The organism is Novosphingobium sp. Leaf2 (assembly GCF_001421325.1).
GTDB lineage: Bacteria > Pseudomonadota > Alphaproteobacteria > Sphingomonadales > Sphingomonadaceae > Novosphingobium.
In genome coordinates this window covers 90933-115260 of the sequence record NZ_LMJY01000012.1, presented here as the reverse complement: position 1 = coordinate 115260, position 24328 = coordinate 90933, and the positions used below count along the sequence as shown (strand labels likewise).

Below are 24328 nucleotides of genomic sequence, written 5' to 3'. Positions count from 1 at the left end.
ATTACCGCGTGCCGAACCCGAACCGGCGGAAGATCGCCTTGCCTTGCGCCGAAGAGAGGAACCGCCGGAACGCTTCCCCTTCCGGGTTGCGCGACGCGGCAAGGGTGGCCAGCGGGTAACGGATCGGCACGTGGGAAGACGCCGGGAAGATGCCCACCACGCGCACGCCGCGATCGGCCCGTGCATCGGTGGCATAAACGATGCCCAGCGGCGCGGCCCGGCGGCTGACCAGTGCCAGGGCAGAGCGCACGCTGTCCGCCGGCGCGAGCTTCCCGTTCAGGGTGTTCCATACCCGCAAGCTGGTCAGCGCCTGTTTGGCGTAGATGCCGGCGGGCACGGCTGCGGGGTCCGCCACGGCCAGCCGCCGCCCCGATCCCAACGTCCGCGCGATCGGCATGCCCGGCGCGATGCGCAGGCGCACGGGGCTGCCTTGCGGCGCGATCAGCACCAGCGCGTTGGTCAGCAGCGACACCCGCGTTCCAGGGCGCAGCAGGCGCTTGGCGGCCAGCGCGTCCATCCACTGTTCATCGGCGGAGAGGAACAGGTCTGCTGGCGCACCGGATTCAATCTGGCGGGCAAGCGCAGAGGAGGCGGCGAACGATATGCGCGGCCGGGGATGACCGCGCGCCGCGAAAGCATCGGCGGCGGCGTTCAGCGATTCCTGCAGGCTGGCGGCGGCCAGCACCAGCGGCGCGCGGCGTTCGGGCGCGGCTTGGGCCGCGATTGGCGAAAGCGCGCACCCCAGGGCAAGCAGCAGCCATGTTGCAATGCGGGCGACAGCGCGAAAGGGCACGGATGTGCTGATCATACTGTATCTGGCAGTATATCGATTGCAGCGGATTGCAAAGACCGAAAGACGCTACCCGTCTTTCTGGCTGGGTTTCGGGCTCGCCAGCAGACATTGTGCGAGCGCGGTATGATCAGGCCCATGCGATGCCCGGTCGATATCGTCCTGCAACGCCCGGTAATGGAGCAGCACCTGCTTGCCCATCGCGGTAAGCTGCGCGCCGCCATCGGGGGAGCGGCCCGGTCTGGTATGCACCAGCGGCGCACTCCAGCAGCGGTTCATGGTGTCCACCAGCAGCCAGGCCCGGCGATAGCTCATGCCCATAGCCCGCGCCGCCGCCGAGATCGATCCGTGGTGGACGATGGCTTCCAGAAGGTCTGCCTTTCCCGGCCCCATTGCGATTTCATCGCCGCAATGGATCTGGATCTTGATCTTGAGATGCGGGGCCGGGATCATCGCGCCACGCTAAGCGGCGATGGCGGCGACGGCAAGGGCGCTGCCTGTGCGCCAGCGAGCAGCCTCGCCGAGGAAACTATGCCCCGACAAGTAACGTTGCATGATCTACGCACTACGCTTTGTTGCGGTGCACAATATTCCGGTAAAAACGATGATCAAAATCACCACCCATACTGGAAATTTTACCTGCTGATCGCAATCCACAGGCAAATTTTAACGGTCACTTAAAATGTTGTGACATACGCCATGTCTTGTGGAATATTCGTGTTGCTGCCGGAAACATGGCGCAAGACGTTTAGCTGGGACGTGACGCCAAAAGGTGCACACCGTTGGGATTGATCGGAACACGACGAACACCGCCAAGGGGTTCGCGATCGTTCGGTTCTAGAGGGATGGATGTATGAAGGTCGCAGACAACAACAGTGTTCGGTTTGACACATTTTCCGGCGGCTTGCCCGCAAGCATTGTCTATGCAGCCCAGCGCAAGAGCACGCAAAGTGATGAACATGATAGCCGTGGTCTGATCGCCGCGATCCTGCTGTGCATGTGCTGCTGGGTGGCGCTGGGGTATTTTCTGCTCAGCTGAGCGGTATGGCGGCGTGCTTCGCTTGCGCCGGTGCGTGACCGTCGGCTTGTCCGTCACGGCGCAAACCGTGAATTGCGGGGATGAAACAATCGCTGCGCGCGCGTCGCTTTGCAAAACGTTATGGTGAGCCCTATCTCGCGGCTACGAAATCAACGCCGGAGTTAGGCTGAAATGGCGACCACGCACAAAACCCGCATGCTCATTATCGGCTCCGGCCCGGCCGGCCTGTCCGCCGCCATTTACGGCGCGCGCGCGGGGATGGAGCCGATTGTGGTGCAGGGCCTGCAGCCCGGCGGGCAGTTGACCATCACCACCGACGTCGAAAACTATCCCGGCTTCCGCGAGGTGATCCAGGGCCCTTGGCTGATGCAGGAGATGGAGGCGCAGGCCGTCCATGTCGGCACGCGGATGATGTGGGACACTATCACCGATGTCGATCTTTCCGGCGACGTATTCACCGCCAAGGGCGATTCGGGCGACGTGTACGAAGGCGACACGCTTGTGATCGCCACCGGCGCGCAGGCCAAATGGCTGGGCGTGCCCGGCGAACAGGAACTGTCCGGCAAGGGCGTGTCCGCCTGCGCCACGTGCGACGGGTTCTTCTATCGCGGCAAGCGGGTGGTGGTGATCGGCGGTGGCAACACCGCGGTCGAGGAAGCCCTATACCTGACCAACCACGCCACAGAAGTGGTGCTGATCCACCGCCGCGATTCGCTGCGTTCGGAAAAGATCCTGCAGGATCGCCTGTTCGCGCACCCCAAGATCTCCGTCGTGTGGAACAAGCGGATCGATCGTTTTCTGGCGGGTGAGGACGGCGCGCTGCGGGCATTGGCGGTAATCGACACCGAAACCGGTGAGCAGAGCGAGATCCTGGCCGAAGGCGCGTTCGTGGCTATCGGCCATGCTCCGGCGACGGAACTGTTCAAGGGCAAGCTGGAGATGGACGATACCGGCTATCTGATCGTGGAGCCGGGCACGCCCAAAACCAACGTGCCGGGGGTATTTGCCGCAGGGGACGTGTCCGATCACGTATACCGGCAGGCGATTACCGCTGCGGGCACCGGGTGCATGGCCGCGCTGGATGCCGAACGATATCTGGCCGCCCGGCACTTCGCGGGCGTGACCGAGACGGTTCAGTATTGAGCGGAAGGTAGCCCCGGGGGCGCCGACAGTCTTAAGCGGCGCGGGCTTACCCGTTGAAAGTGGACAGCACCGTCAGCGTCTGTTCCACCAGCCAGTCCTGCGCATGGGGTTCGACGTAGCTGTGCGTCGCGTCGGCAAATCGGTGAATGCGGGCGTCGTCCTTGTCCCAGCGGGACAGGAACGCCAAGCCGGTGCGATCACGGCCCGCGACGAGAAAGCGCACCGGGCCTGAAAACCCGGCTATCCCTGCCGCCAGTCGCGCCGCCAGGCCATCGGGCGCGGCGGGGGATGGGCGCAGCATGGACAGCAGGCTGCGGGCGAGTTTAAGGGGAGAGACTTTGCCGGTCAGCAGCCGCCTGATTGCGGCGGGATCGGCAAGACGGCGGCGATAGTGATCGCGCACCACTTCGGCCGGTGCATCTTCGCTGTCCTCCTCGATCGTCCAGGGGTTGGACAAAACGAGCCCGTCCAGCCCCGCACCATGCGCCAGCATCAGCGCGCTGGCGGCGTCGCAATTTCCCATGCCCACCACGTGCGTTACTTGCGGACATGCCTGCCGCAAGGCCGCGCAGGCAGCGGCGATATCCTCGCCCGCGTCTTCGAAGCCACGATTGGCGCCTTCGCTGTCACCCACGCCGCGCCGGTCGAAGCGCAGCACCGGATATCCGCGCGCAGCGATGCGGGCGGCGAACAGGGCCTGCCCGTTCCACGCACCGGCCCTCACTTCGTTGCCGCCCGAAACCAGCAGCAGCGCCGTGCGCGCGGGCGCGGCGTCCAGCGTGCCGACCAGCGTGTCGCCCGCGCACGCAAAGGTGATGTGGCGGCGGGTCATGCGGTGATCGCCGCAGCGACGATGGCGGCCAGCGCATCGGCCTGGCCCGCGTTCTCATCAGGCTCCGCACGCAGCCACAGGCCACTGCCGCCCACCTGTTCCTGCGCGATGATCTGTGCATCGTCGCGCGGGGTCATCGTCTCGAAGTGGCGATAGAAGTCTGCGCCCAGCGCATAGCCGGCCAGCGTAATGCCTCGTTCGATCGCGCGCGTGGTGATGTCCTCACGCCGCTCCTCATGCCCGCTTTCGCGGCTGGCAAGCACGCGCGCGCGCACCATCTGGCGCAGGATGGAGGCGGCTTTGACCGGGGCGTAATGCATGGCGGTCAGGCGCTCCGGCGTGAACAGGCAACCGCCGCGAATGCCCAGCGCATGGCTTGCGGCAAAGTGCCGGGCCGCCGCCGCCATCGCATCCGTCCAGTCCGCCGGGTCCTGATGCTCCAGCGGCTGGAGGCTTTCATTGCAGCCGGGAAAATCAGGCAGGAAGCTGTCGCAACCGGCACGGTCCAGGCGGCGCATGACCTCCACGGTGAAGCGGCGCATCCGGTTGCCCTCATCGAACAGGGCCGGCACGATCAGCACACGGGGGCCACGCTGCCGGTCGAACACCAGCGCGTATTCTTCGCGAATACCCCCGCCGGGCAGTGGACAGGGCCAGCTGGACGGGGTCATGGATGGATCAGGCGTTGGCGCGCTTGCCTTCGACGAAGGCAAGCAGGCCGCCATACGTTTCCAGCATTTCGCCTTCGATCTCGTCATCGTCGATCATGATGTCGAGCCGGTCCTCGATCTCGGTCAAAAGCCCCGCCACCGCCATCGAATCCAGTTCCGGCAAGTGGCCGAACAGGCCGGTGTCAGCGTCGAAATCGTCCGCCTGGCCGGGCTGCAGCCCCAGCACGTCGGTCAGGATGCGGCGCAGCTGAAGGTCGGTTTCGTCTGACATGGCCCCTCGATCGAAATTAGTGTTATTTAGCCGCGCTCTAGCCGCGCTTCGCATGTGCGGCAAGATACCGCGCGGCCATGCGCGCCAGCACCGGCCAGTTGCGCGGATTGCGCGGGCGGAACATGTCGAGGCGATAGCGCGCGCGCTCACCCTCCATCCAGTCGCGCTTGTACGGATCGTCGCCGGTGCCGAAATCGACGAGGTCCACCCCGTCCGTCTCGATCACGTGGCGCATCAGCGCAGCGGTCAGCACCGATCCGGGGGAGAGCGGTTTGGCCGCCTCGCGGTGCGCCAGCTTGTGGATGAAGGCAGTGCCGCCCTCCACCGTCCACATCTGCGCGGCGATGGCGGGGCCTTTGGGGTCTGCGCCGTCTTGCGCCAGCGCTAGGCGCAGCCGCCCGGCGTCGCCTTCGGCCCGGGCAAAGGCGCGCAGGAAATCGGGCGATCCTTCCTCGGGCTTCCAACTTTCGGCGTAGATCGCCTCGTATTGCGCCCAGGCATCGGCATCAAACCGGGTAAGGATGCGGGTGACGACTTTGCCGGACTTGCGCTTCAAGGTCGTGCGCAGCTTGCCGGGACGGGCGGTCAGGTAATCGTCATACGAACGCCCGGCGACAGCCAGAATACGGTTGGTATCGCATACCGATCGCCGCACCAGCCAGCCGGCGGCGCGAAACGCGGCCTCCAGGGTGGAGGCGCTGGCGTCCTCGTCAGGCAGGCCGTGGAGGGTGATGCGATGCGCGCGCCCCGCCAGATCGCGGGCGAGGAGGCGCAGGGCGTGCGGGTCGGTCACGATCGGGCGGAAGCGGAAGGTGTACCAGTTCGCCAGCGCGGTCAGGTGTCCGGATCGTCCCGCCAATGGCAGCACGGCGATGCCGCCGGGCGTGCGCGATACTGCCAGCATCGGGTCCATCCGGCAATGCGCGGCCAGCCCCTGCCACCACGCCAGCCGGTCGAACGGGGCGTGCTGCTGCGCGTCGGACAGTAGCGCGGCGAGCGCTGCATCCGATTGCACTTCCTTAAGATCAAGGTGATAGACGATTGCCACGTTAACCTTGCGGAGCCTTCCTTCACATGCCGGGTAGCCCCGAAAACACCATCCCGCCGCTCGACCATCTGGTGCTGTGCGGGGCCGATGGCGACGACGCGCTGATACTGCGCGAGGGTGTGCTTAACTGGAAGGAATTAAGGATACGTGTCGCACGGCTGGCCGGATGGCTGGCGCGCGCCGTGCCCGAGCGCGGCGCGCGCGTGGCGACATGGGCGGCCAAGGGCGAGCTTACCTGCCTTATGCCGCTGGCGGCGGCGCGTGCCGGGCTGGTGCACGTGCCGGTCAATCCGCTGCTCAAGCACGCGCAAGTGGCGCACATTCTGGCAGACAGTGGCGCGGCGCTGCTGATCGGCACGGCGGCGCGGCTCAAGACGCTGGCCGAGGGCGATGTGCCCGGCGGTTGTCGGCTGCTGGCAGAGGACGAGGCGCTGGCGCAGGCAGGCCATCTGGACGCAACCCTGCCGCCATCGACTGCTGACACAAACGATCTGGCGGCAATCCTCTACACAAGCGGCTCCACCGGCCGGCCCAAGGGCGTGATGCTCAGCCACGCGAACATGTGGCTGGGCGCGCAAAGCGTGGCCGATTATCTGGGCTTGGCGGCAGACGATCGTACGCTGGCGGTGCTGCCACTCTCATTCGACTATGGGCAGAACCAGCTGCTTTCTACCTGGTATGCCGGCGGCTGCGTGGTGCCGCTCGACTATCTGGTACCGCGCGATCTGGTGAAGGCAGTGGAGCGGCACGCGATCACCACGCTGGCCGCCGTGCCCCCGTTGTGGGTGCAGGTGTGCGAGATGGACTGGCCGCATCAAACCGCCGCACGCCTGCGCCGGCTGACCAACAGCGGCGGCGCCTTGACGGTCGATCTGGTGCGCCGGCTGCGCGCCACGTTCCCGCAGGCGCGGCTGTTCCCCATGTACGGGCTGACCGAAGCGTTTCGCTCGACGTATCTGGACCCGGCGCTGGTGGACACGCACCCCACCTCGATGGGCAAGACCATCCCGCATGCGGAAATCCTGGTGGTGAACGATGCCGGTCAGATCGCCGCCGATGGCGAGGAAGGCGAACTTGTCCACTGTGGCCCACTGGTGGCGCACGGCTATTGGCGCGATCCCCAGCGCACAGCGGAGCGGTATCGGCCTGCGCCCGCAGCGTCGCGCTATGGCGGGATGGCGGTGTGGTCCGGTGACCGGGTGAAGCGCGAGGCGGACGGGCTGCTGTATTTCGTGGGTCGGCGCGATGCGATGATCAAGAGCGCGGGCAATCGCATCAGCCCGCAGGAAGTGGAGGAGGCCGCGCTCGCCACCGGGCTCGTGGTCGAAGCGGTGGCGCTGGGCGTGCCAGACGAACGGCTGGGGCAGGCGGTGCACCTTGTGGTGCGCACGGCGCCTGGCATTGCGGATGCCGCCGACCTGTTGCCGCGCCGGTTGATGCAGGACTTGCCCAATTTCATGCAGCCCAAGGTGATCCACTGGCGCGACGCGATGCCAACGGGGCCTAACGGCAAGCTGGACCGCACTGGCCTGGCGGCCCAGATCGTACAGGAGTTTGCGGCATGAAGGCGCTCGGCCCGATCCCGGTGGGATATGACTCGATCGACGGTGTGCTGGCCGTGGGCGGCAAGGCGGTGACCCATTGGGTAGAGCAGGCCGGATCGACACCTCTGTTCCTCTACGACGCGGCGCTGGTACGCGCCCGCGTGTCCGATCTGCGCGCCGCGCTGCCGGAGCGGATCGCCCTGCATTATGCCGTAAAGGCCAACCCCTATCCGTCGCTGCTGAAATTGATGGCGGGGCTGGTGGACGGTTTCGACATCGCGTCCGGCGGGGAATTGGAGATCGTGCGCGGCGCGGGCCTGCCGCTGGACAAGGTCAGCTTCGCCGGCCCCGGCAAGCGCGATGCCGAACTGGAAGCGGCGATCCGCGCCGGGGTGACGCTCAACCTGGAATCCGAAGGCGAGGCGGCGCGGGCGCTGGCGGCGGGGGACCGGCTGGGCATCACCCCCCGGCTGGCGATCCGGGTCAACCCCAGCTTCGATCTTAAAGGTTCGGGCATGAAGATGGGCGGCGGGGCCAAGCCGTTCGGCGTCGATGCGCAGCGCGTGCCGGCGCTGGTGCGCGCGGTGGTGAGCGCCGGGGCGCAGTGGCGCGGCTTTCACATCTTTGCCGGAAGTCAGGCGCTGGATGCGCAGGCAATTGCCGAAACGCAGGGGCAGGCGCTGGCCTTGGCTGCACAGCTGGCGCAGGAGAGCGGCGTGGCGCTGCCGCACTGCAATCTGGGCGGTGGGCTGGGTATCCCCTATTTCCCCGGCGACGTGCCGCTGGATCTGACCGTGGTGGGCGAGCGGCTGGCGGAACAGCTCGCCAATCTGCCCGAGGTGCTGCGCGATACGCAGTTCTGCATCGAACTGGGCCGCTATCTCGTGGGCGAGGCGGGCGTCTACATCGCGCGAATCGTCGATCGCAAGATCAGCCACGGCGAGGTTTTCCTCGTTACCGATGGCGGCCTGCATCACCAGCTGGCGGCTTCCGGCAATTTCGGCACCGTGGTGCGCCGCAATTACCCTTCCGCCATCGCCACGCGCTTTGGGGCGGATGTGGAGGAGGAAGCCTCGATCGTGGGATGCCTGTGTACGCCGCTTGACAAGCTGGCGGACAAGGGTGGCTTTCCGCGCGCAGAGGTGGGCGATCTGATCGCGGTGTTCTGCGCCGGGGCCTATGGCGCCAGCGCCAGCCCGGCCAACTTCCTGGGGCAAGGCCCGGCGCGCGAGATGCTGGTATGACCTTGCTACACCGCATTAATTTGCCTTGCGTAACTGTCCCGATCCGGGACCAGTTGAATTAGCCATGCAAGGCTAACGCAATGTTCACCCTTTTTCCTGATACCGGGCGGTGAAATTCGCGATCCTCGCCAAGCGCAGGGCGCAATGAACAAGACAGGGACGTTTCGATGCCGCAGTTTCGCCAAGCCCGTTTCCTGGCCTCGGCCGCGCTGGCCAGTCTTGTTCTGACCGGGTGCGCGGGCGCTGGCCCGGCAAAACAGCTGCCACCCGCCGCGTTCGTTTCGATGCAGGAAGGGCCGGGCGAGGACTACATCATCGGCCCGCTGGACCAGCTGACCGTGTTTGTGTGGCGCAACCCGGAACTGGGCGCGAAAGTGCAGGTGCGCCCCGATGGCCGCATCACCACGCCGCTCATCACCGACATGCCCGCCGTGGGCAAGACGCCCGCGATGCTGGCGCAGGACATCCGTCTGCAGCTTTCGCAATATATCGAGGATCCGCTGGTATCGGTGATCGTCGATGGCTTTTCCGGCACGTTCAGCCAGCAGATCCGCATCGTCGGCGCGACGGAAAAGCCCGCGTCGATCCCGTACCGCGCCAACATGACGGTGCTGGATGCCATGATCGCGGTGGGCGGCCTGTCCGAATACGCAGCGGCCAACAGCGCCCGCCTGATCCGTTTCGATAAGGCCACCGGCAAGCAGCAGGAATACAAGCTGCGGCTAGGCGATCTGCTGAAGAAGGGCGAGGCGCAAGCCAACGTGATGCTGGCGCCCGGGGATGTGATCATCATTCCCGAGAGCATGTTCTAAGGCGGCCCGGCGGTAATGGACACCTTGTACGAAGAACTGTTGAGCGCGCTGCACAGCGTGTGGCATCGCCGCTGGATCGCGCTGGCGGTAGCCTGGGCGATCTGCCTGGTCGGCTGGCTGGTGGTGGCGCTGATCCCCAACGCCTACGAATCGCAAGCGCGGATATTCATCCAGCTGGACGATGCTTTGGCAGAACAGGTGGGCATCAGCAGCGCGGACAAGAAGCGTGACATCGAACGCATCCGCCAGACGCTGACCAGCGCGGTCAATCTGGAAAAGGTGGTGCGCGCCACCCGGATTGGCGACACCATCGAAAATCCCAAGCAGATGGAAGCCGCCGTCCTGAAGCTGGGCGACAACGTCAAGGTCGTCAGCCAGGAAGACAATCTGTTCGAGATCACCGCCAGAGCGGACCAAAGCTCGTTCTCCGACGCCGAAAAGGCGGTCCTGGCGCAGAATATCGCCCAGAAGCTGATCGACATCTTTCGCGAGGAAAACCTGTCCGGTGACCGGGGCGACATGGCGGAAACCATGACCTTCGTGAACCAGCAGCTGCAGGCCCGCGAACGCGAACTGGAGTCGGCGGAAAGCAAGCGCACCGCATTCGAGGCGCAGCACCCCGAAATGGCGCTGGGGGGCGCCGCGATGGTGCAGCGTCTGGAAACCTCGCGCGCGTCCTTGCGCGACATCGAGGCGGATTTGGGCGCCGCGCAAAGCGCGCTCGCTGCGATCGACGGGCAGCTTTCGGGAACCCCGCGCACAATCGCCGGTGGCACCGCCGATGGCGGCGCCCAGTCGGCACTGGCCCGTGCGCAGGCAGACTTGTCAGCCATGCGCGCACGCGGTCTGACCGACAATCACCCCGACGTGATCGCCGCGAAGAACCAGGTCGCGGCCCTGCGCGGCGCGGCTTCGCAGGAGGCGGCAAGCGGGGGCGGCACGATCAACCCGGCCTACAGCTCGCTCCAGTCCATCCGGGCCGAGCGGCAGGCGAACGTGCAGGCGCTGCAATCGCGCAAGGCGGCACTGCAGTCTGACATCGCGGCTGCCACCGCGTCCGCGATCCAGGACCCGGAGCTGGCGAGCGAGGCGCAGCGCATCAACCGCGACTATGACGTGCTGCGCCAGCAGTATGACAAGCTGCTGCAGGACCGTGAGGAACTGCGCCTGCGCGGCGAAGTGAAGACCGGGCGCGAAGCGGTGAAGTTCGAGGTGGTCGATCCGCCCACGACCCCGCGCAAGCCCGTGGCGCCCAACCGTCCGATCCTGTTGCTGGGCGTGTTGATGGCCGGGCTGGCGGGCGGCTGCGCGGCGGCATTCGCATTGGGCAAGGTCCGCTCGGTGTTCGCCACCACTGGCAGTCTGGAGCGGGCGACGGGCCTTCCCGTGCTTGGCGCGATATCGCACAGCCTGACCGATGGCGCGCGGGCGCTGCGTGCCAAACGCCTGAAATACTTCTATGCGGGGACCGCCGCGCTAGGCGGATTGTTCGTCGTGTTGCTCGCTGCGGAATTCGTCCAGCGCGGCATGGTGGCCTGAGGGAACTGACATGACCGATCACCGCAAGATCCCCGTGCCCCCGCAAAGCGACGAGCAGGAAGGCGATTCGCTGTTCGAGCGCGCGGCAGGCCGCTTCGACCTCAACAATTTCCTGGCGCGTCCCGCCGCGTTCCCGGACGTGCCGCCCCGGCGCGCGCCGGCACCCCTTCCGCAAGCGCGTGCGGTGCCGGCGGCAAAACCGATCGCGTCTGCCGCCCCGGCCAGCTTTGCCCCGGCGCAAGCCGAGCCCGAGCCCGAGATCGAGCCTGCGCACTTCAACGGCGAAACGCACCGCGTGGATCGCGAACACTTGCGCGAGCAGGGGCTGATCGTGCCTGAAGGCACCGTCACTGAACTTCTCGAAGAGTTTCGCATCGTCAAGCGCCAGCTGCTGGTGCAGGCAGCGGATCTGCGCCGCCAGAAGGCCGGGCCGATGGCGCAGCGCATCCTCGTTTCTTCGCCGCATCCCGGTGAAGGCAAGACGTACTGCTCGCTCAACCTGGCGCTGTCGATCGCGGCGGAGAAGGAGAGCGAAGTGCTGCTGGTGGACGCGGACTTTGCCAAGCCTTCGATCCTGTCCGCGCTGGGTCTGCCGGGCGGTCCGGGCCTGATGGACGCGCTTATGGATGACAGCATCGACGTGGCCGACTGCGTGCTGGGCACCGACATTCCCGGCTTGTGGGTGCTGCCTGCTGGCGACACCACCAGCCACGACAGCGAATACCTGTCCAGCTCGCGCACCGCGCACGTGCTGGACAGGCTGACGCAAGGCGCGCCCAACCGCATGGTGATCTTCGATTCGCCGCCTGCGCTGTCAGCCTCGCCCGCTGCCGAGCTTGCCAAGTATGTGGGCCAGACGATGGTGATCGTGCGCGCGGACCAGACCGGGCGCGGCGCGCTGGACGACGCGATATCGCTGCTGGGCGCCTGCCCGAACGTGCAACTGCTGCTCAATGCCGCGCAGTTCAGCCCCAGCGGGCGGCGGTTCGGCTCGTACTACGGATACAAGGGATGATCGGGTTGCGTGTATCGACCGCGCTGGTGTCGGCGCTCGCGATCGCCGTGATGACGATGCCGTTTACCGTCCAGGCCCAGGCAATGGGCGATAGCGGGGCGGGCAACGCCGGAGGCAGCAGCGCCGGCGCATCGGACGCCGCGCCCGGCAAGGCGGAACGCGGCACGCGGCGCGGCGGCAAGGGTCGCGGGCAGGGCGCCAAGCGCGTGGAAGTGCGCCCGTATATCGAGATCGACCAGATCGTCTCCGCCCAGCTTTCGCCGCGCAGTGACGTGTTGACGTATACCCAGGCCGCCGTGGGCGTGGACGCGTCGATTTCGGGGCGCAACAACGCGGTGTCTGCGTCGGTGCGGTATGAGCATCAGTTCGGGTGGGGCAAGAATGCCGGCAGCGGCGATGCTATCAGCGGCATCGTGCGTGGCTACACCACGCTGACGCGCGGCGTTACGGTGGAAGCCGGCGCACTTGCCACCCAGGCCAATATCCAGGGCGGAACCTCGGCGCTGCCAGCGGGCGCTCTGTCCGGCAACGGGCGCACCAACATCTACTCGGTCTACGCCGGCCCGTCCGTGGCGACACGGGTGGGTGATCTGGACGTATCGGCGAACTACCGTGCCGGCTTCACCAAGATCGACCAGTCCGACCGGTCACGTTTGACCAGCGGTGCAACCGACGTGTTCGACAAGAGCGTGGTGCAGTCTGCCGACGCGCAGGCCGGCTTCGCGCCGGGCACGCTCCTGCCGGTCGGGATCGGCACGGCGGGCAGTTTCTATCAGGAAGACATCTCCAACCTCGACCAGCGCGTGCGCGACATGCAGGCGCGCGGGCTCGTCACCGTGCCGGTCAGCCATTCGGTGCAGGTGGTGGGCGCGTTGGGCTATGAGGATGTGGAAGTTTCCAGCCGTGATGCCGTGCGCGATGCCACCGGCTTGCCGGTGATCGGGTCCAATGGCCGCTACGTCACGGACAAGTCCGTCCCGCGCCAGCTGGCCTACGATGTCAGCGGGCTGATCTGGGACGTGGCGGTGATGTGGCGGCCAAGCCCGCGCACCTCGCTATCCGCGCACGTGGGCCGGCGCTATGGTTCGATGAGCTATGGCGGCAATCTGGCTTGGGCGCCCAACGATCGCAGCCAGCTGAGCGTTACCGTCTACGATGGCATTTCGGGCTTCGGCGGCCAGCTCAACCGGTTGATCGGCGCGCTGCCAGACGATTTCGAGGTGGTGCGCGATCCGATCACCGGCGATTTGCGCGGCTGCGTGGCGACCCTGGATGGCGGCAACTGCCTGTCCGGCGCGCTGGGTTCGGTGCGCTCCTCTGTGTTCCGCGGGCGCGGCGTGACCGCCAGCTATTCGGTCAAGCTGGGCCGTCTCAATGCCGGGGTCGGCGCGGGGTATGACAACCGCAAATATATTGCCGCGCGCGGCACCGTGCTGGCGGCGGCTGACGGCGCGACGGACGAGAATTACTGGCTCACCGCGTTCGTGGGCGGCGAGCTTGGCCGGCAGGCGGGCTGGTCGGCCAGCGTCTATGCCAACTGGATCACCAGCGACGATCTGGCGAGCCGCGATGCCTCCGGGTACGGCGCGTCCGCCAGCTATTACCGCAACTTCGCGCCGCGCCTGCGCGGCACGCTGGCGATCGGTATCGACGGCGTGAACTACAAGACCCCCGCAATCGACGACTTGTGGAGCGCCTCGGCGCTCGCCGGCCTGCGCTACAGTTTCTAAAGGGAAATACGCGATGTTCGATGACTTCTACGGGCTCGACGCAAGGCCCTTCCAGCTGACCCCCGACCCAGCGTTCTATTTCGAGAGCGCCACGCACCGCAAGGCGCTGTCCTATCTGGGATACGGACTGGCGCAAGGCGAAGGCTTCGTGGTGATTACCGGCGAGGTTGGCGCGGGCAAGTCCACGCTGGTCGCGTACCTGATGGCCACGATCGACCCGGCGCGCATGACGGCGGCCAACGTCGTAACCAGCGCGCTCGATGGCGAAGAGATCGTCCATATCGTCGCGCAGTCGTTCGGCCTGCAGGTTTCCGGGCACGACAAGGCGTCTGCCCTGGGCGCGCTGGAATCGTTCTTCCACGAAGAAGCCCGCGCGGGACGGCGCTGCCTGCTGATCGTGGACGAGGCACAGATGCTGTCGGTCAGCGCCCTGGAAGAACTGCGCATGCTGTCCAACTTCCAGCTGGGCGCGCATCCTTTGTTGCAAACCCTGCTGCTGGGCCAGCCGGAATTTCGCGAGACACTGCTGGAAAGCAACCAGCTTGAGCAATTGCGTCAGCGCGTGATCGCCACCCATCATCTGGGCGCGATGCAGGTGCGAGAAATCAAGCCGTATATCGAGCATCGCCTGACGTGCGTGGGCTGGAAGGGCAACCCCAGCTTCGACGAGGCCCTGTTCACCGCCATTCACGAGGCCACGGGCGGCATTCCGCGCCGGATCAACCAGTTGGTCAACCGCCTGCTGCTGCTGGGCGCGGTGGACCGGCGCGCGCATATCGACGTTGCCATGCTGGAGCAGGTGCTGGCCGAGATGAGCGACGATGGTGCGCTCAAAGTCGTCGCCGCCACGGACGAGCCTGTTGCCGCTGCTGAGCCGGTTGCTCCCGCACAGCATTTTGCGGCACCGGCAGCCGACCCTGTCGATCATGCGGCGTTGATTGAGGCAGCACTTGCGCAACGTGAAATGCTGGATCCCGCCAACGCGACGGCGCTGATCGAAGCAGCCCTGGCGGACCGCGATGCCCAGATCGGCGCGGTGCAGGCTGCGATTGCGGACCTTGCCGCCGCCGTGCAGGAACGCGATGACAGCGCCGCGAACGGGCATGGCGAGGCGCTCGCTGCTTTGCAGTCCGAACTGGCAGAAGCGCACGCGCGTGCCGAGAGGCTGGAGGCGCGTCTCGGCGAAAACGAACGCTCGCTGCGCCATACGCTGACGATGCTGATCGAATGGATCGAAAGCGGCGACGGCCACAGGCAGGTCGCCTGACGGAGCCTGCGCCATGGCGGACCTGATCAACGGCCTTTCGGTCGACGTGGAAGACTGGTTCCAGGTGGGCGCCTTCGAAAAGGTGATCGACCGCAAGGACTGGGACGCCCTCACCACGCGTGTCGAGCGCAATTGCGATGCGATCCTGCAGCTGTTTGCCGATGCCGGGGTGAAGGGAACGTTCTTCACGCTGGGCTGGGTGGCGCAGCGCCATCCCGCATTGCTGCGCCGCATTGCGGAGCAGGGCCATGAAGTTGCCAGCCACGGCTGGGACCATGAGCGGGTGTTTCGCCTGGGTGCCGACAAATTCGCGGCCGACATCGCGCGGGCGCGCGCCGCGATCGAGGATGCCTCCGGGCAGCCCGTAACCGGGTATCGCGCGCCCAGCTTCTCCATCGATGCGCGCACGCCGTGGGCGTTCGATGTGCTGGCTGACGTCGGCTATGCCTACAGTTCCAGCGTCGCGCCCATCGCGCATGACCATTACGGCTGGCGCGAGGCGCCGCGTTTTGCTTTCAAGCCGGTGGCGGGCAGCGATCTCGTGGAAATTCCCGTGACCACTGCGCAGTTCGCCGGACGGCGGCTGGCGGCGGGCGGCGGCGGGTTCTTCCGCGTGTTGCCGTATGGCTTTTCGCGCTGGGCGATCCGGCAAGTCAACGGCGAGGACCAGCGCCCCGCCGTGTTCTATTTCCACCCGTGGGAGGTCGATCCCGGCCAGCCCCGCGTGGCCGGCGCACCCTTGCGCTCGAAGCTGCGCCACTACACCAACCTTGGCGTGATGGCCGACAAGCTCACCCGCCTGATCGGCGATTTCCGTTGGGGCCGGATGGATGAACTGGCCGCGCGCGAAGCGGGCCGGGTGGTCGCACCGCCCCCTGCGCTGGCCGCATGAACGCTCCGTTCGTGCCCACCGTGTCTGAGGTGCGCCTGATCGACCTGCGCGACGCGGACAAACGCGCCCGGCTTGAAGGCTTCGTGGCGCGCCACCCGCAGGGCACGCCGTTCCATCGCCCTGCCTGGTTCGTCTCGGTAGCGCAGGCCACCGGAAACGAGGCGCTGGCGCTGGTGCAGGAGCGTGGCGGAGAGATCATCGCGTTCCTGCCGCTCGACATGATCCATTCGCCGGTGTTCGGGCGTCTGCTGGCCTCCACCGGCTTTGCCGTGGGCGGTGGCCTGCTGGTCAACGACCGGGAAGACCCCTACGCCATGTTCGCCGCGCTGGAAGAACTGGCGCGCCGCCGCTCGTGCCCCGCGATCGAACTGCGCGGCGGCGTGCTGCCGCAGGGCGGGGCGGGGTGGACGATCAAGACCGAAGCGCACTGCAACTTCGCGCGCCCGCTGGCGGCGGATGACGAAGCGCAGCTAACGGCAATCCCGCGCAAGCAGCGCGCCGAAGTGCGCCGTTCGCTGGGCATCGATTTGACGATCGACGTGGGCACCGCAGAGGTGGACCGGGCCGCGCATTACAGCGTCCTGTGCCAAAGCTATCGCAATCTGGGCACACCGATTTTTCCGCGCGCACTGTTCGATGCGGTGATCGACGGGTTCGGCGCGGACGCGGATATCCTGACGGTGCGCCATGAAGGCCGCGCTGTGGCGAGTGTTCTCAGCGTCTATCACCAGGGCGCGGTGATGCCCTACTGGGGCGGCGGCACGTGGGATGCACGGCGGCTGCGCGCCAATGACCGGATGTATTACGAACTGATGCTGCACGCGCGCCGACGCGGCGCCAGCGTGTTCGACTTCGGCCGTTCCAAGACGCACAGCGGCGCCTATCACTTCAAGCGCAACTGGGGTTTCGAGCCTGAACCGCTGACCTATGCCAGCTGGACCGCGCCCGGCACGGCGGCGCGCGAAGCCGATCCGGCCAGCGCCAAGCTGTCTTTGCAGATCAAGCTGTGGCAGCGCCTGCCGCTGGCGGTGGCGAACCGGCTGGGGCCGGTGATCGCGCGCGGCATCGGCTGATGGGCGACATCCTGTTCCTGTCGCACCGCATCCCGTTTCCGCCGGATCGCGGTGACAAGATCCGTTCCCACCACGTGCTCAAGGCGGTGGCGCACATCGCACCGGTGCACGTGGGCACCTTTGCCGATGACGCGCACGATCATGCCAGTGAGCCCGACCTTGCCGCGCTTGCCGCCAGTTACTGCCTGATCCGGCGCACCCGTCCCCTGCCGGTAGCAGCGGCGCAGGCGCTGGCCCGCAGGCGTCCCGTCAGCCTGACCGCATTTCATGACCGGCGTCTGAAGGCATACGTGCGGCAGACTTTGGCGCGCCATCCGATCGACACGATTTTGCTGTTCTCCGGCCAAATGGGGCAGTACGTGCCGGCGGGTTTCACCGGTCGCGTCATCGCCGATCTCGTCGATGTCGATTCGGCCAAGTTCGATGCCTACGGGGCGAAAAGCAAAGGGCCGCGTGGCTGGATGGAACGGCGCGAAGGCCGGCTGCTGCGCGCGGAAGAAGCGCGTATCGCCAGGCTGGCAGATGTGACCTTGCTGGTCAGCGAGGCGGAGGCGCAGTTGCTGCGCTCCCGGCTGCCAGGTCCTTTCGGCAACGTGCAGGCGATGGGCAACGGCATGGACGCCGTCGGTTTCGATCCGGTGACCGTCTTGCCGGAGCCACGCATGACCGCACACGGCGCACCCCGCATCGTCTTTACCGGACAGATGGATTACGCCCCCAACATTGCCGCTGCCACCCGCGCGATCGACCGCATCCTGCCGCTGGTGCGCGAGGTATGCCCGGACGCGAGCTTGCACATCGTCGGTCGCAATCCGCCTGCTGCGCTGGCCGCACATGACGGGCGGGGCGGCGTGCACGTATGGGGCCGGGTTGAAGATATCCGTCCCTGGCTCGCCGCTGCCGATGTCGCGCTGGTGCCGCTGGAGATCGCGCGCGGGGTGCAGAACAAGGTTCTGGAAGCTATGGCGATGGCGCTGCCGGTTGTCCTCTCACCGGGGGCTGCGATCGGCATAGACGCTGTAGACGGTCGCCACTTTGCCGTGCGCGAGAGCAACGCGGCGATGGCGCAGGCGATCATCGATCTGGCGCATGTGCCCGATACGGCGCGCGTTCTGGGCACCGCCGCACGTGAATGGATCGTGCAGCACGCCAGCTGGGATGCGGCGCTGGCCCGTCTGCCGGAATATCTGGGCGTCCCCCCCATGGTGGCAGCGCATGCCTGATCTTGCCGGCCTTACTGCAGCGCCGATGCGGGGATGGCGCGGCCTGACCGGCGCATGGCGCGCCGCGCTGGTACGGCTGGCCGTGGCCTGGATCACCCTGATCGCGGTGTTCTTCGCCGATTGGGCCGCCATGGCGCGCCAGTGGTGGGACATTTCGACGTACAACCACATCCTGCTGGTGCCGCTGATCCTGGCCTGGCTGGCATGGCAGCGCTGGCCGCAGCTGCAACGGCTGACGCCGCGCGGCTGGTGGCCGGGGCTGCTGCTTATGGCCGGCGGCGCCTTCCTTTGGCTGCTGGGTGCGATCTCGGGCCTGGATATCGCGCGCCAGGCTGGCGTCGTGGCGATGCTGGGCGCCTGTGTGCCGCTGCTGCTGGGCGTGCGGGTGGCGGCGGGGCTGGTGTTTCCGCTGTGCTATCTGGTTTTTTTGGTTCCGGCGGGCGACGAACTGGTCAACGTGCTGCAAACCATCACCGCGAAGATCACCATCGCGTTGACCCATTTCAGCGGCATTCCCGCCCGGATCGACGGCGTTTTCATAGACACCCCCGCCGGGCTGTTCGAGGTCGCCGAAGCGTGTTCCGGCGTGAAGTTCCTGATCGCCATGATCGCGTTCGGGGTGCTGGCCTGCAACGTGTGCTTCGTCAGCTGGCGGCGGCGCACGGTGATGATGATCGCCTGCATCGTGGTGCCGATCCTGGCCAATGGCGTGCGCGCGTGGGGCACCATCTACGCAGCGCAGATATTCGGCGTGGCGGTGGCGGCGGGTTTCGATCACATCGTTTACGGGTGGTTCTTCTTCGCCATCGTGCTGGCCCTGGTGATCGCGGGCGCGTGGCGGTTCTTCGACCGACCGATCGATTCGCCGATGATCGATGCCGATGCAATCGCCCGGTCTCCGGCCTTGACCCGGCTGGAGGCGATGGCGATCCCCGGCACTGCCGCGCTGTTGGCCATCGCGCTGGTGTTCGCAGGCGTTTTTGGGTGGGCGTTGGCGGCGCAGCGGCTGGCAGCGCCGATGCCGGCGCGCATCGATCTGCCGGACGTGCCGGGCTGGACCCGGGTCGATTATACGCCGAAAATCTGGTGGCAGCCGCGCGCGCAGGGGGCATCGCACCGGCTGCTGGGCCGCTATCGCAATGCCAGCGGGCAGCAGGTGGACGTATTTATCGCCTTGTACGACCGGCAGGGCGAAGGCCGCAAGGCAGGCGGCTTCGGGCAGGGCGCGTTGATGCCCAGTAGCCCGTGGTCCTGGCAATCGCCGGGTCCGGCAATGGGCGCAGGAAAAAGCGAGCGCCTGCTGGGCAATGGCCGGCTGGAACGGGTGGCGATCACCTGGTATCGCACCGGCGGGTTGCTTTCGGGCAGCAACGTGCGCCTGAAGCTGGCGAACATGGCTGATGGCCTGCTGTTTCGCGCGCGGCCTACCGCCTTGCTGATCCTGTCCGCAGAGGATGAACCACGCGGTTCGGCGCGGCAGGCGATCGGGGCGTTCAGCGCCGCCGTGCAGCCGCTCGGCCCGTGGGTGGACCGCGTAACGCGCGTACAGTAAGGGCGTCGATCATGTGCGGTATCGCGGGTATCTATCATCTGGAAACGCCCAAGCCGGTCGATCCTGTGCGGATCGAGGCGATGTGCGATGCCATCGCGCATCGCGGCCCTGACGGGCAGGGGGTGTGGACCGCGCCGGGCGTCGGCCTTGGCCATCGCCGCTTGTCGATCATTGATCTTGCCGGCTCGCCCCAGCCCATGGCGTCACCCGATGGCCGGGCGATGCTGGTCTTCAACGGCGAAATCTACAATTACCGCGAACTGCGCCAGGAACTAAAAGGCCAAGGGGCCGCATTCCGCACGGACGGCGATAGCGAGGTGATCCTGGCGGCCTGGCAGCGCTGGGGGCCCGATTGCGTTACCCGTCTGCACGGCATGTTCGCCTTCGCGATCTACGATCTGGAAGCGCGCACGCTGTTTCTTGCCCGCGATCGGCTGGGCGTGAAGCCCTTGTATTACGCACCGCTCAGTGACGGCAGCGTGGCATTCGGTTCCGAGCTGAAGGCGCTGGCTGCCCATCCGCTGCTGCGGCGTGAGGTCGATCCGCTGGCGGTGGAAGACTACCTGACATGGGGCTACGTGCCCGATGACCGGTCTATCCTGAAGGGCGTTTACAAGCTTGCCGCCGGCCATTCGCTGCTGCTGCGTCACGGTAAGCCGCTGCCGCGCCCCAGCCAGTGGTGGGACGTCTCCTTCGCCGAGCGGCGCAAGGGAAGCGCGGCGGATCTGGAAGCGGAACTGCTGCACCTTATGCGCCAGGCGGTGTCATCGCGCATGGTGGCTGACGTTCCCCTGGGCGCGTTTCTGTCTGGCGGCGTAGACAGCTCAAGCGTCGTCGCCCTGATGGCGGAGGCGAGCGGCCAGCCGGTGCGCACCTGCTCCATCGGTTTCGACGTCGCCGCGCTCGATGAAAGCGCGTACGCCAGCCAGATCGCCCAGCGCTTTGGCACCCACCATGCCGCGCGCACGGTTTCGCCTGACGATTTTTCCGCGATTGACCAGCTTGCCGGGATGTTTGACGAGCCGTTCGCGGATGCCTCCGCCTTGCCGACGTGGCGGGTGTGTCAGCTGGCGCGGGAAAGCGTGACGGTGGCGCTATCGGGCGATGGCGCTGACGAGGCGCTAGCCGGCTATCGCCGTCACGTATTCCAGAGCGGCGAGGACAAAGTGCGCGCACTGCTGCCGCAGGCCTTGCGCGCGCCCGTGTTCGGAACACTCGGCGCCATCTATCCCAAGGCTGACTGGGCCCCGCGCCCGCTGCGCGCCAAATCGACGTTGCTGTCGCTCGCCGGCGATTCGGCGCAAGGGTATGCCCGGTCGATGGCCTTTGCGCCGCCGGAGCTGCGCGAAGGCCTGTATTCCGAAGAATTCCGGCGCCTGCGGGGGGGATACCGCGCGGAAGACCCGGTGCTGGCGCTGATGCGCAACGCCCCGGCGCGCAGCGGGCTGGACCGGGCGCAATATGCCGATCTCAAGGTGTGGCTGCCCGGCGATATCCTGACGAAAGTGGACCGCACCAGCATGGCCGTCAGCCTGGAGGCGCGCGAGCCTTTGCTGGATCACCGGCTGATCGAGTTTGCCGCCAGCCTACCGGAATCGTTGCGCGTGCGCGGCGGCCAAGGCAAATGGATCATGAAAAAGGCCATGCGCCGCTATCTTCCGGACGACATTCTGTATCGCCCCAAGCAAGGCTTCGTAACGCCCATCGCGCAGTGGTTTCGCGGACCTTTGGCCCACACCGCGCGCGAGATCGCCAGCGGTGCGCAGTTGAGCCGGACGGGCTGGTTCGACAATCGTCGACTGGCCGCGCTGGTCGAGGGGCATATCGCCGGAACCTCGGATAATTCGCGTCTGCTGTGGCAACTGACCATGCTTGACCGTGCGTTTACCGGGCTTGGTATCGGCTAGAGTCGAATGAGCTTTGGGGCACATCGGCGCCGGTCGTTCCGTATGCCGAAGCCGATTAACTAAACTCATTATTAGGACCTTTGCCCTAGATCAGTCCTGCACAGCCTCGTTGCGGGACGTGAATGAACAGATATGGTCGCCATTGTCGTCTTTCGGAGCAGGGGTTTCCCGCGCTGAAGACTTGCATCGATCGGCCTCGCGCACGCCTGCCGGGCCTGCGATCATGACTCACGTGGCAACCAAGTTGCGCAGTTTCTGGAAAAACGCCCGCGTCCGCATCCTGCTGTGGGCAACGCTTACAGGACTGGCGGTTGCCGTCAGCGGCCTTGGACTGCCGGTTGAAGATTACCTGCGCAACGTCCGCTGGATGTCACGAATCCAGCCATCAAGCGGCAATACCGTCGTGGTGCTTCAGGACGATCGCACCCTCAGCGAACTTGGCGTGACCGATATTTCGCATGGCGATGATGCAGACGCGATACAGTTGTTGTTCGCTGCAGGTGCGCGCCGCGTCTATTTCGACCGCTCTTACGCAACCCCAGGCTCTGCGTCCGACGACAAGAAGTTCGTCGCTGCGCTGAAAGCCAACAAGGGCAAAGTCATTCTGGGCGCGGCGATGAACAGCAACGTGCAGATGGGCAACTATGCCGCGCGCGTGCCGCTCAAAGCCTATCGTGAGTATGCCGGCGTCGCGTCCATTCTGGTGCGCCATCGGCCGCTGAACCAGAATTTCCAGCTACCGTTTTCGTCCAACAGCCCCATCGGGCGGATACCATCTATATCGGCCTCGCTCGGCGGCGTCGTGGAAAATTCGGACGATCTGTATTTTCCCGATTTCTCCATTGCGGTGAACTCTTACCCGTCATTGAGCTACGTGGACGTAGTGCGTGGTCGTTTTGACCGCTCCATGATCCGCGGCAAGGACGTCCTGATTGCGCCGGCGGCGGTGTCATTCAACGACCTTCATTCTATCCCCGGGCAGGACCTGACAGCTCCCGGAGGCTATATCCATGCCATAGGCGGCGATACGCTCAGGCGCGGCATGCCCAAAGAGTATGGCTGGCTACCGGTGATGCTCGTCGTGCTGGTTGTCATCGCATCCGGGCTCGGGCGCCCCCGGGTTCTCGACGTATACCGGCTTGCTCTGCTTGTGTTTGTCATCGGCGCAATGCCTTTCTTGCTCGATTATGTGGGTATCCAGGTGGAAGTGGTGCCTGCGTTTGCGGTGGCGTTGGTCGCTGTCATTCGGATGCGCAATCAGGAACGCGTCAAAGAGGCCGGTGAAACGAACGCCGGTTCCGGTTTACCCAGCGTCCAGGCCCTGCGCAATTCCAGCGATTTGTCGATGCGTATCCTCGTCGCGTTGAAAATCCGTAATTATGGCGGGATCATCGGCAGCTTCTCGGACCACGTCGAAGCCCAACTGGCCATGGAGATCGTGCGTCGCATCCGGATCAGTGATGAAAGCGTGCTGATTTACCACGAAGGCGGCATGTTCGTGTGGCTATCGTCCATCCGCAACACGTTTGATCTTTTCGAGAACCTGGAGGGTCTGCATCGGATCGTGCAGAACGGCATTCAGGTTGCAGGCGTCGACATCGACTTGTCGTTCAACTGCGGCATCGATTCAGACCTTGATCGCACGCTCTCCAGCCGCGTCGCGAGCGCGATGCAGGCGGCTGAAGAAGCGGTGAGGAACGACGAACTCGTTTATCAGAACGATGTTCGCAAGAACGAGGGGCAGTGGGAAATATCCCTGCTGACTTCGCTTGACCGTGCTATCGACAATGGCGAAGTCTGGGTCGCATATCAGCCCAAGCTTGATCTGCGTTCCAATCGGATCAGTGGCGCCGAGGCACTTGTGCGCTGGACACATCCGGAGCGCGGACCGATCGGCCCGGACAAGTTCATCCGCATCGCCGAGGAATTTCACCGGATCGAACGGATAACGCGCTTTGTTATCAACGACGCGGTGAAAGTCGCTGTCGAACTGGAACGTCATGGATATCAGATGACGATGTCCGTCAACATATCGGCGCAACTGCTTCGCAACCCGGGTTTGCCAGCGATGATCTCCGAGATCCTGGTCTCGCATGGCCTTTCGCCGAACCGGCTTATCTTGGAAATTACGGAAACCGACCGCCTCGACCGCAGCTCGAAAACGTATCAGATGTTGCAGCGGCTGGTGCAGTCGGGCCTGCGTCTGTCGATCGATGACTTCGGTACCGGCAACGCCACCATCGACTATCTGCGCTATCTGCCCGCCAGCGAGGTGAAGATCGACAAGAGCTTCGTCTCCTCCATGGAAAGCCGGAAAGATGATCTGCTGCTGGTCCAGTCCATCATCGAAATGGCGCATTCGCTTGACCGCGTCGTAGTAGCCGAAGGCGTTGAAACGGTACGTGTCCAGGAAATGCTTACGGGCATGGGTTGTGACCTCGTGCAGGGCTATCACATTAGCCGTCCTGTCCCATTTCGGGATTTTCTGGACTTCGTGGCGGGGCGGCGGGCGAGGTTGATTGGTTAAAAATTCCTTGATGCCAAGTTAGCTAACAGTTACCCATGGGGATGGCCGCCGTGACGCGGTCGTTCACATGGGAATTTGTGATGAACAAGGACATCTGGGGCGGCGGTTGGTGGGGTAGCAATCTCTAATTGAGATTGGCTATGCTACGATCTGGCAAGAATTGTCAGAGCGCTGCTATTAAAAGAAAAGCGCTTTTCAGAAGAACTCCT

21 protein-coding genes are annotated in these 24328 nt (G+C 65.5%); 15 read left to right on the top strand and 6 right to left on the bottom strand.

Translation table 11 applies throughout. The annotated features are described in order from the left end of the window. Window position 1 precedes the first annotated feature (1 nt). Both modA and ASE49_RS07160 read right to left on the bottom strand, forming a co-directional pair. Complete coding sequence (modA, locus tag ASE49_RS07165) at window positions 2–808, bottom strand: molybdate ABC transporter substrate-binding protein (RefSeq protein WP_056769837.1); 807 nt, start codon at window positions 806–808, stop codon at window positions 2–4. Window positions 809–859: 51 nt separating this feature from the next. Further along, the gene (locus ASE49_RS07160; RefSeq protein ID WP_056769833.1) at window positions 860–1243 is read right to left on the bottom strand and encodes a winged helix-turn-helix domain-containing protein; all 384 of its coding nucleotides are present in this window, start codon (window positions 1241–1243) and stop codon (window positions 860–862) included. A gap of 400 nt (window positions 1244–1643) precedes the next feature. On the opposite strand from ASE49_RS07160, the gene ASE49_RS07155 reads away from it, so the two are divergent. Together ASE49_RS07155 and trxB are read left to right on the top strand one after the other, a co-directional pair. After that, the gene (locus tag ASE49_RS07155) at window positions 1644–1829 is read left to right on the top strand and encodes a hypothetical protein (RefSeq protein WP_056769830.1); all 186 of its coding nucleotides are present in this window, start codon (window positions 1644–1646) and stop codon (window positions 1827–1829) included. Window positions 1830–2000: 171 nt separating this feature from the next. Next, window positions 2001–2972 carry a thioredoxin-disulfide reductase gene (gene trxB / locus ASE49_RS07150; protein ID WP_056769828.1) on the top strand — a complete coding sequence of 324 codons (972 nt, stop codon included), beginning with the start codon at window positions 2001–2003 and terminating at the stop codon, window positions 2970–2972. A gap of 46 nt (window positions 2973–3018) precedes the next feature. On the opposite strand, the gene ASE49_RS07145 is transcribed toward trxB, so the two are convergent. From ASE49_RS07145 to ASE49_RS07130, 4 genes are read right to left on the bottom strand one after another with little or no spacing between them, the layout of a single operon-like run. Beyond that, entirely contained in the window at window positions 3019–3804 is a 786-nt protein-coding gene (locus tag ASE49_RS07145) for a hydrolase 1, exosortase A system-associated (protein WP_056769825.1), read from the bottom strand. Beyond that, window positions 3801–4475 (bottom strand): hypothetical protein, encoded by a 675-nt coding sequence (locus ASE49_RS07140; RefSeq protein WP_056769822.1) that lies wholly within the window; start codon window positions 4473–4475, stop codon window positions 3801–3803. The genes ASE49_RS07145 and ASE49_RS07140 overlap by 4 nt, the downstream gene beginning before the upstream one ends. Before the next feature lie 7 nt (window positions 4476–4482). After that, window positions 4483–4746 (bottom strand): acyl carrier protein, encoded by a 264-nt coding sequence (locus tag ASE49_RS07135; protein ID WP_056769818.1) that lies wholly within the window; start codon window positions 4744–4746, stop codon window positions 4483–4485. A gap of 37 nt (window positions 4747–4783) precedes the next feature. After that, window positions 4784–5794 (bottom strand): GNAT family N-acetyltransferase, encoded by a 1011-nt coding sequence (locus ASE49_RS07130; RefSeq protein ID WP_082456349.1) that lies wholly within the window; start codon window positions 5792–5794, stop codon window positions 4784–4786. 26 nt (window positions 5795–5820) lie between these two features. Here ASE49_RS07130 and ASE49_RS07125 point away from each other — a divergent pair, with 26 nt between their 5' ends. The 13 genes from ASE49_RS07125 (at window position 5821) to ASE49_RS07065 (ending at window position 24119) form a co-directional block, all read left to right on the top strand. Next, the gene (locus ASE49_RS07125) at window positions 5821–7359 is read left to right on the top strand and encodes an acyl-CoA ligase (AMP-forming), exosortase A system-associated (RefSeq protein WP_056769815.1); all 1539 of its coding nucleotides are present in this window, start codon (window positions 5821–5823) and stop codon (window positions 7357–7359) included. Further along, window positions 7356–8582 carry a pyridoxal-dependent decarboxylase, exosortase A system-associated gene (locus ASE49_RS07120; RefSeq protein ID WP_056769814.1) on the top strand — a complete coding sequence of 409 codons (1227 nt, stop codon included), beginning with the start codon at window positions 7356–7358 and terminating at the stop codon, window positions 8580–8582. The genes ASE49_RS07125 and ASE49_RS07120 overlap by 4 nt, the downstream gene beginning before the upstream one ends. 167 nt (window positions 8583–8749) lie before the next feature. After that, on the top strand, window positions 8750–9394 hold the full coding sequence (locus tag ASE49_RS07115; protein WP_056769812.1) for an XrtA/PEP-CTERM system exopolysaccharide export protein: 645 nt from the start codon (window positions 8750–8752) through the stop codon (window positions 9392–9394). A 15-nt stretch (window positions 9395–9409) separates the two neighbouring features. Beyond that, window positions 9410–10933 carry an XrtA system polysaccharide chain length determinant gene (locus tag ASE49_RS07110; RefSeq protein WP_056769810.1) on the top strand — a complete coding sequence of 508 codons (1524 nt, stop codon included), beginning with the start codon at window positions 9410–9412 and terminating at the stop codon, window positions 10931–10933. 10 nt (window positions 10934–10943) lie between these two features. Next, the gene (locus ASE49_RS07105) at window positions 10944–11948 is read left to right on the top strand and encodes an AAA family ATPase (RefSeq protein ID WP_056769808.1); all 1005 of its coding nucleotides are present in this window, start codon (window positions 10944–10946) and stop codon (window positions 11946–11948) included. After that, window positions 11945–13678, top strand: coding sequence for a hypothetical protein (locus ASE49_RS07100; protein ID WP_056769805.1), 1734 nt, complete (start codon window positions 11945–11947; stop codon window positions 13676–13678). The genes ASE49_RS07105 and ASE49_RS07100 overlap by 4 nt, the downstream gene beginning before the upstream one ends. Window positions 13679–13691: 13 nt before the next feature. Further along, a complete protein-coding gene (locus tag ASE49_RS07095; RefSeq protein ID WP_056769802.1) occupies window positions 13692–14945 on the top strand; it encodes an XrtA/PEP-CTERM system-associated ATPase in 1254 nt (417 codons plus the stop codon). 13 nt (window positions 14946–14958) lie between these two features. Beyond that, window positions 14959–15837 carry an XrtA system polysaccharide deacetylase gene (locus tag ASE49_RS07090; protein ID WP_056769799.1) on the top strand — a complete coding sequence of 293 codons (879 nt, stop codon included), beginning with the start codon at window positions 14959–14961 and terminating at the stop codon, window positions 15835–15837. After that, window positions 15834–16910, top strand: a complete 1077-nt coding sequence (locus tag ASE49_RS07085) for a FemAB family XrtA/PEP-CTERM system-associated protein (protein WP_056769796.1) — start codon at window positions 15834–15836, stop codon at window positions 16908–16910. Before ASE49_RS07090 ends, ASE49_RS07085 begins: the two co-directional genes overlap by 4 nt. Beyond that, window positions 16910–18133, top strand: a complete 1224-nt coding sequence (locus ASE49_RS07080; RefSeq protein ID WP_056770913.1) for a TIGR03087 family PEP-CTERM/XrtA system glycosyltransferase — start codon at window positions 16910–16912, stop codon at window positions 18131–18133. The genes ASE49_RS07085 and ASE49_RS07080 overlap by 1 nt, the downstream gene beginning before the upstream one ends. Beyond that, window positions 18126–19685: an exosortase A gene (gene xrtA / locus ASE49_RS07075; RefSeq protein WP_200921991.1), complete on the top strand. Its 1560-nt coding sequence runs from the start codon at window positions 18126–18128 to the stop codon at window positions 19683–19685. Before ASE49_RS07080 ends, xrtA begins: the two co-directional genes overlap by 8 nt. An 11-nt stretch (window positions 19686–19696) precedes the next feature. Then, window positions 19697–21592 carry an XrtA/PEP-CTERM system amidotransferase gene (locus ASE49_RS07070; protein WP_056769793.1) on the top strand — a complete coding sequence of 632 codons (1896 nt, stop codon included), beginning with the start codon at window positions 19697–19699 and terminating at the stop codon, window positions 21590–21592. A gap of 223 nt (window positions 21593–21815) precedes the next feature. Next, complete coding sequence (locus ASE49_RS07065) at window positions 21816–24119, top strand: EAL domain-containing protein (protein ID WP_056769788.1); 2304 nt, start codon at window positions 21816–21818, stop codon at window positions 24117–24119. Window positions 24120–24328 lie beyond the last annotated feature (209 nt).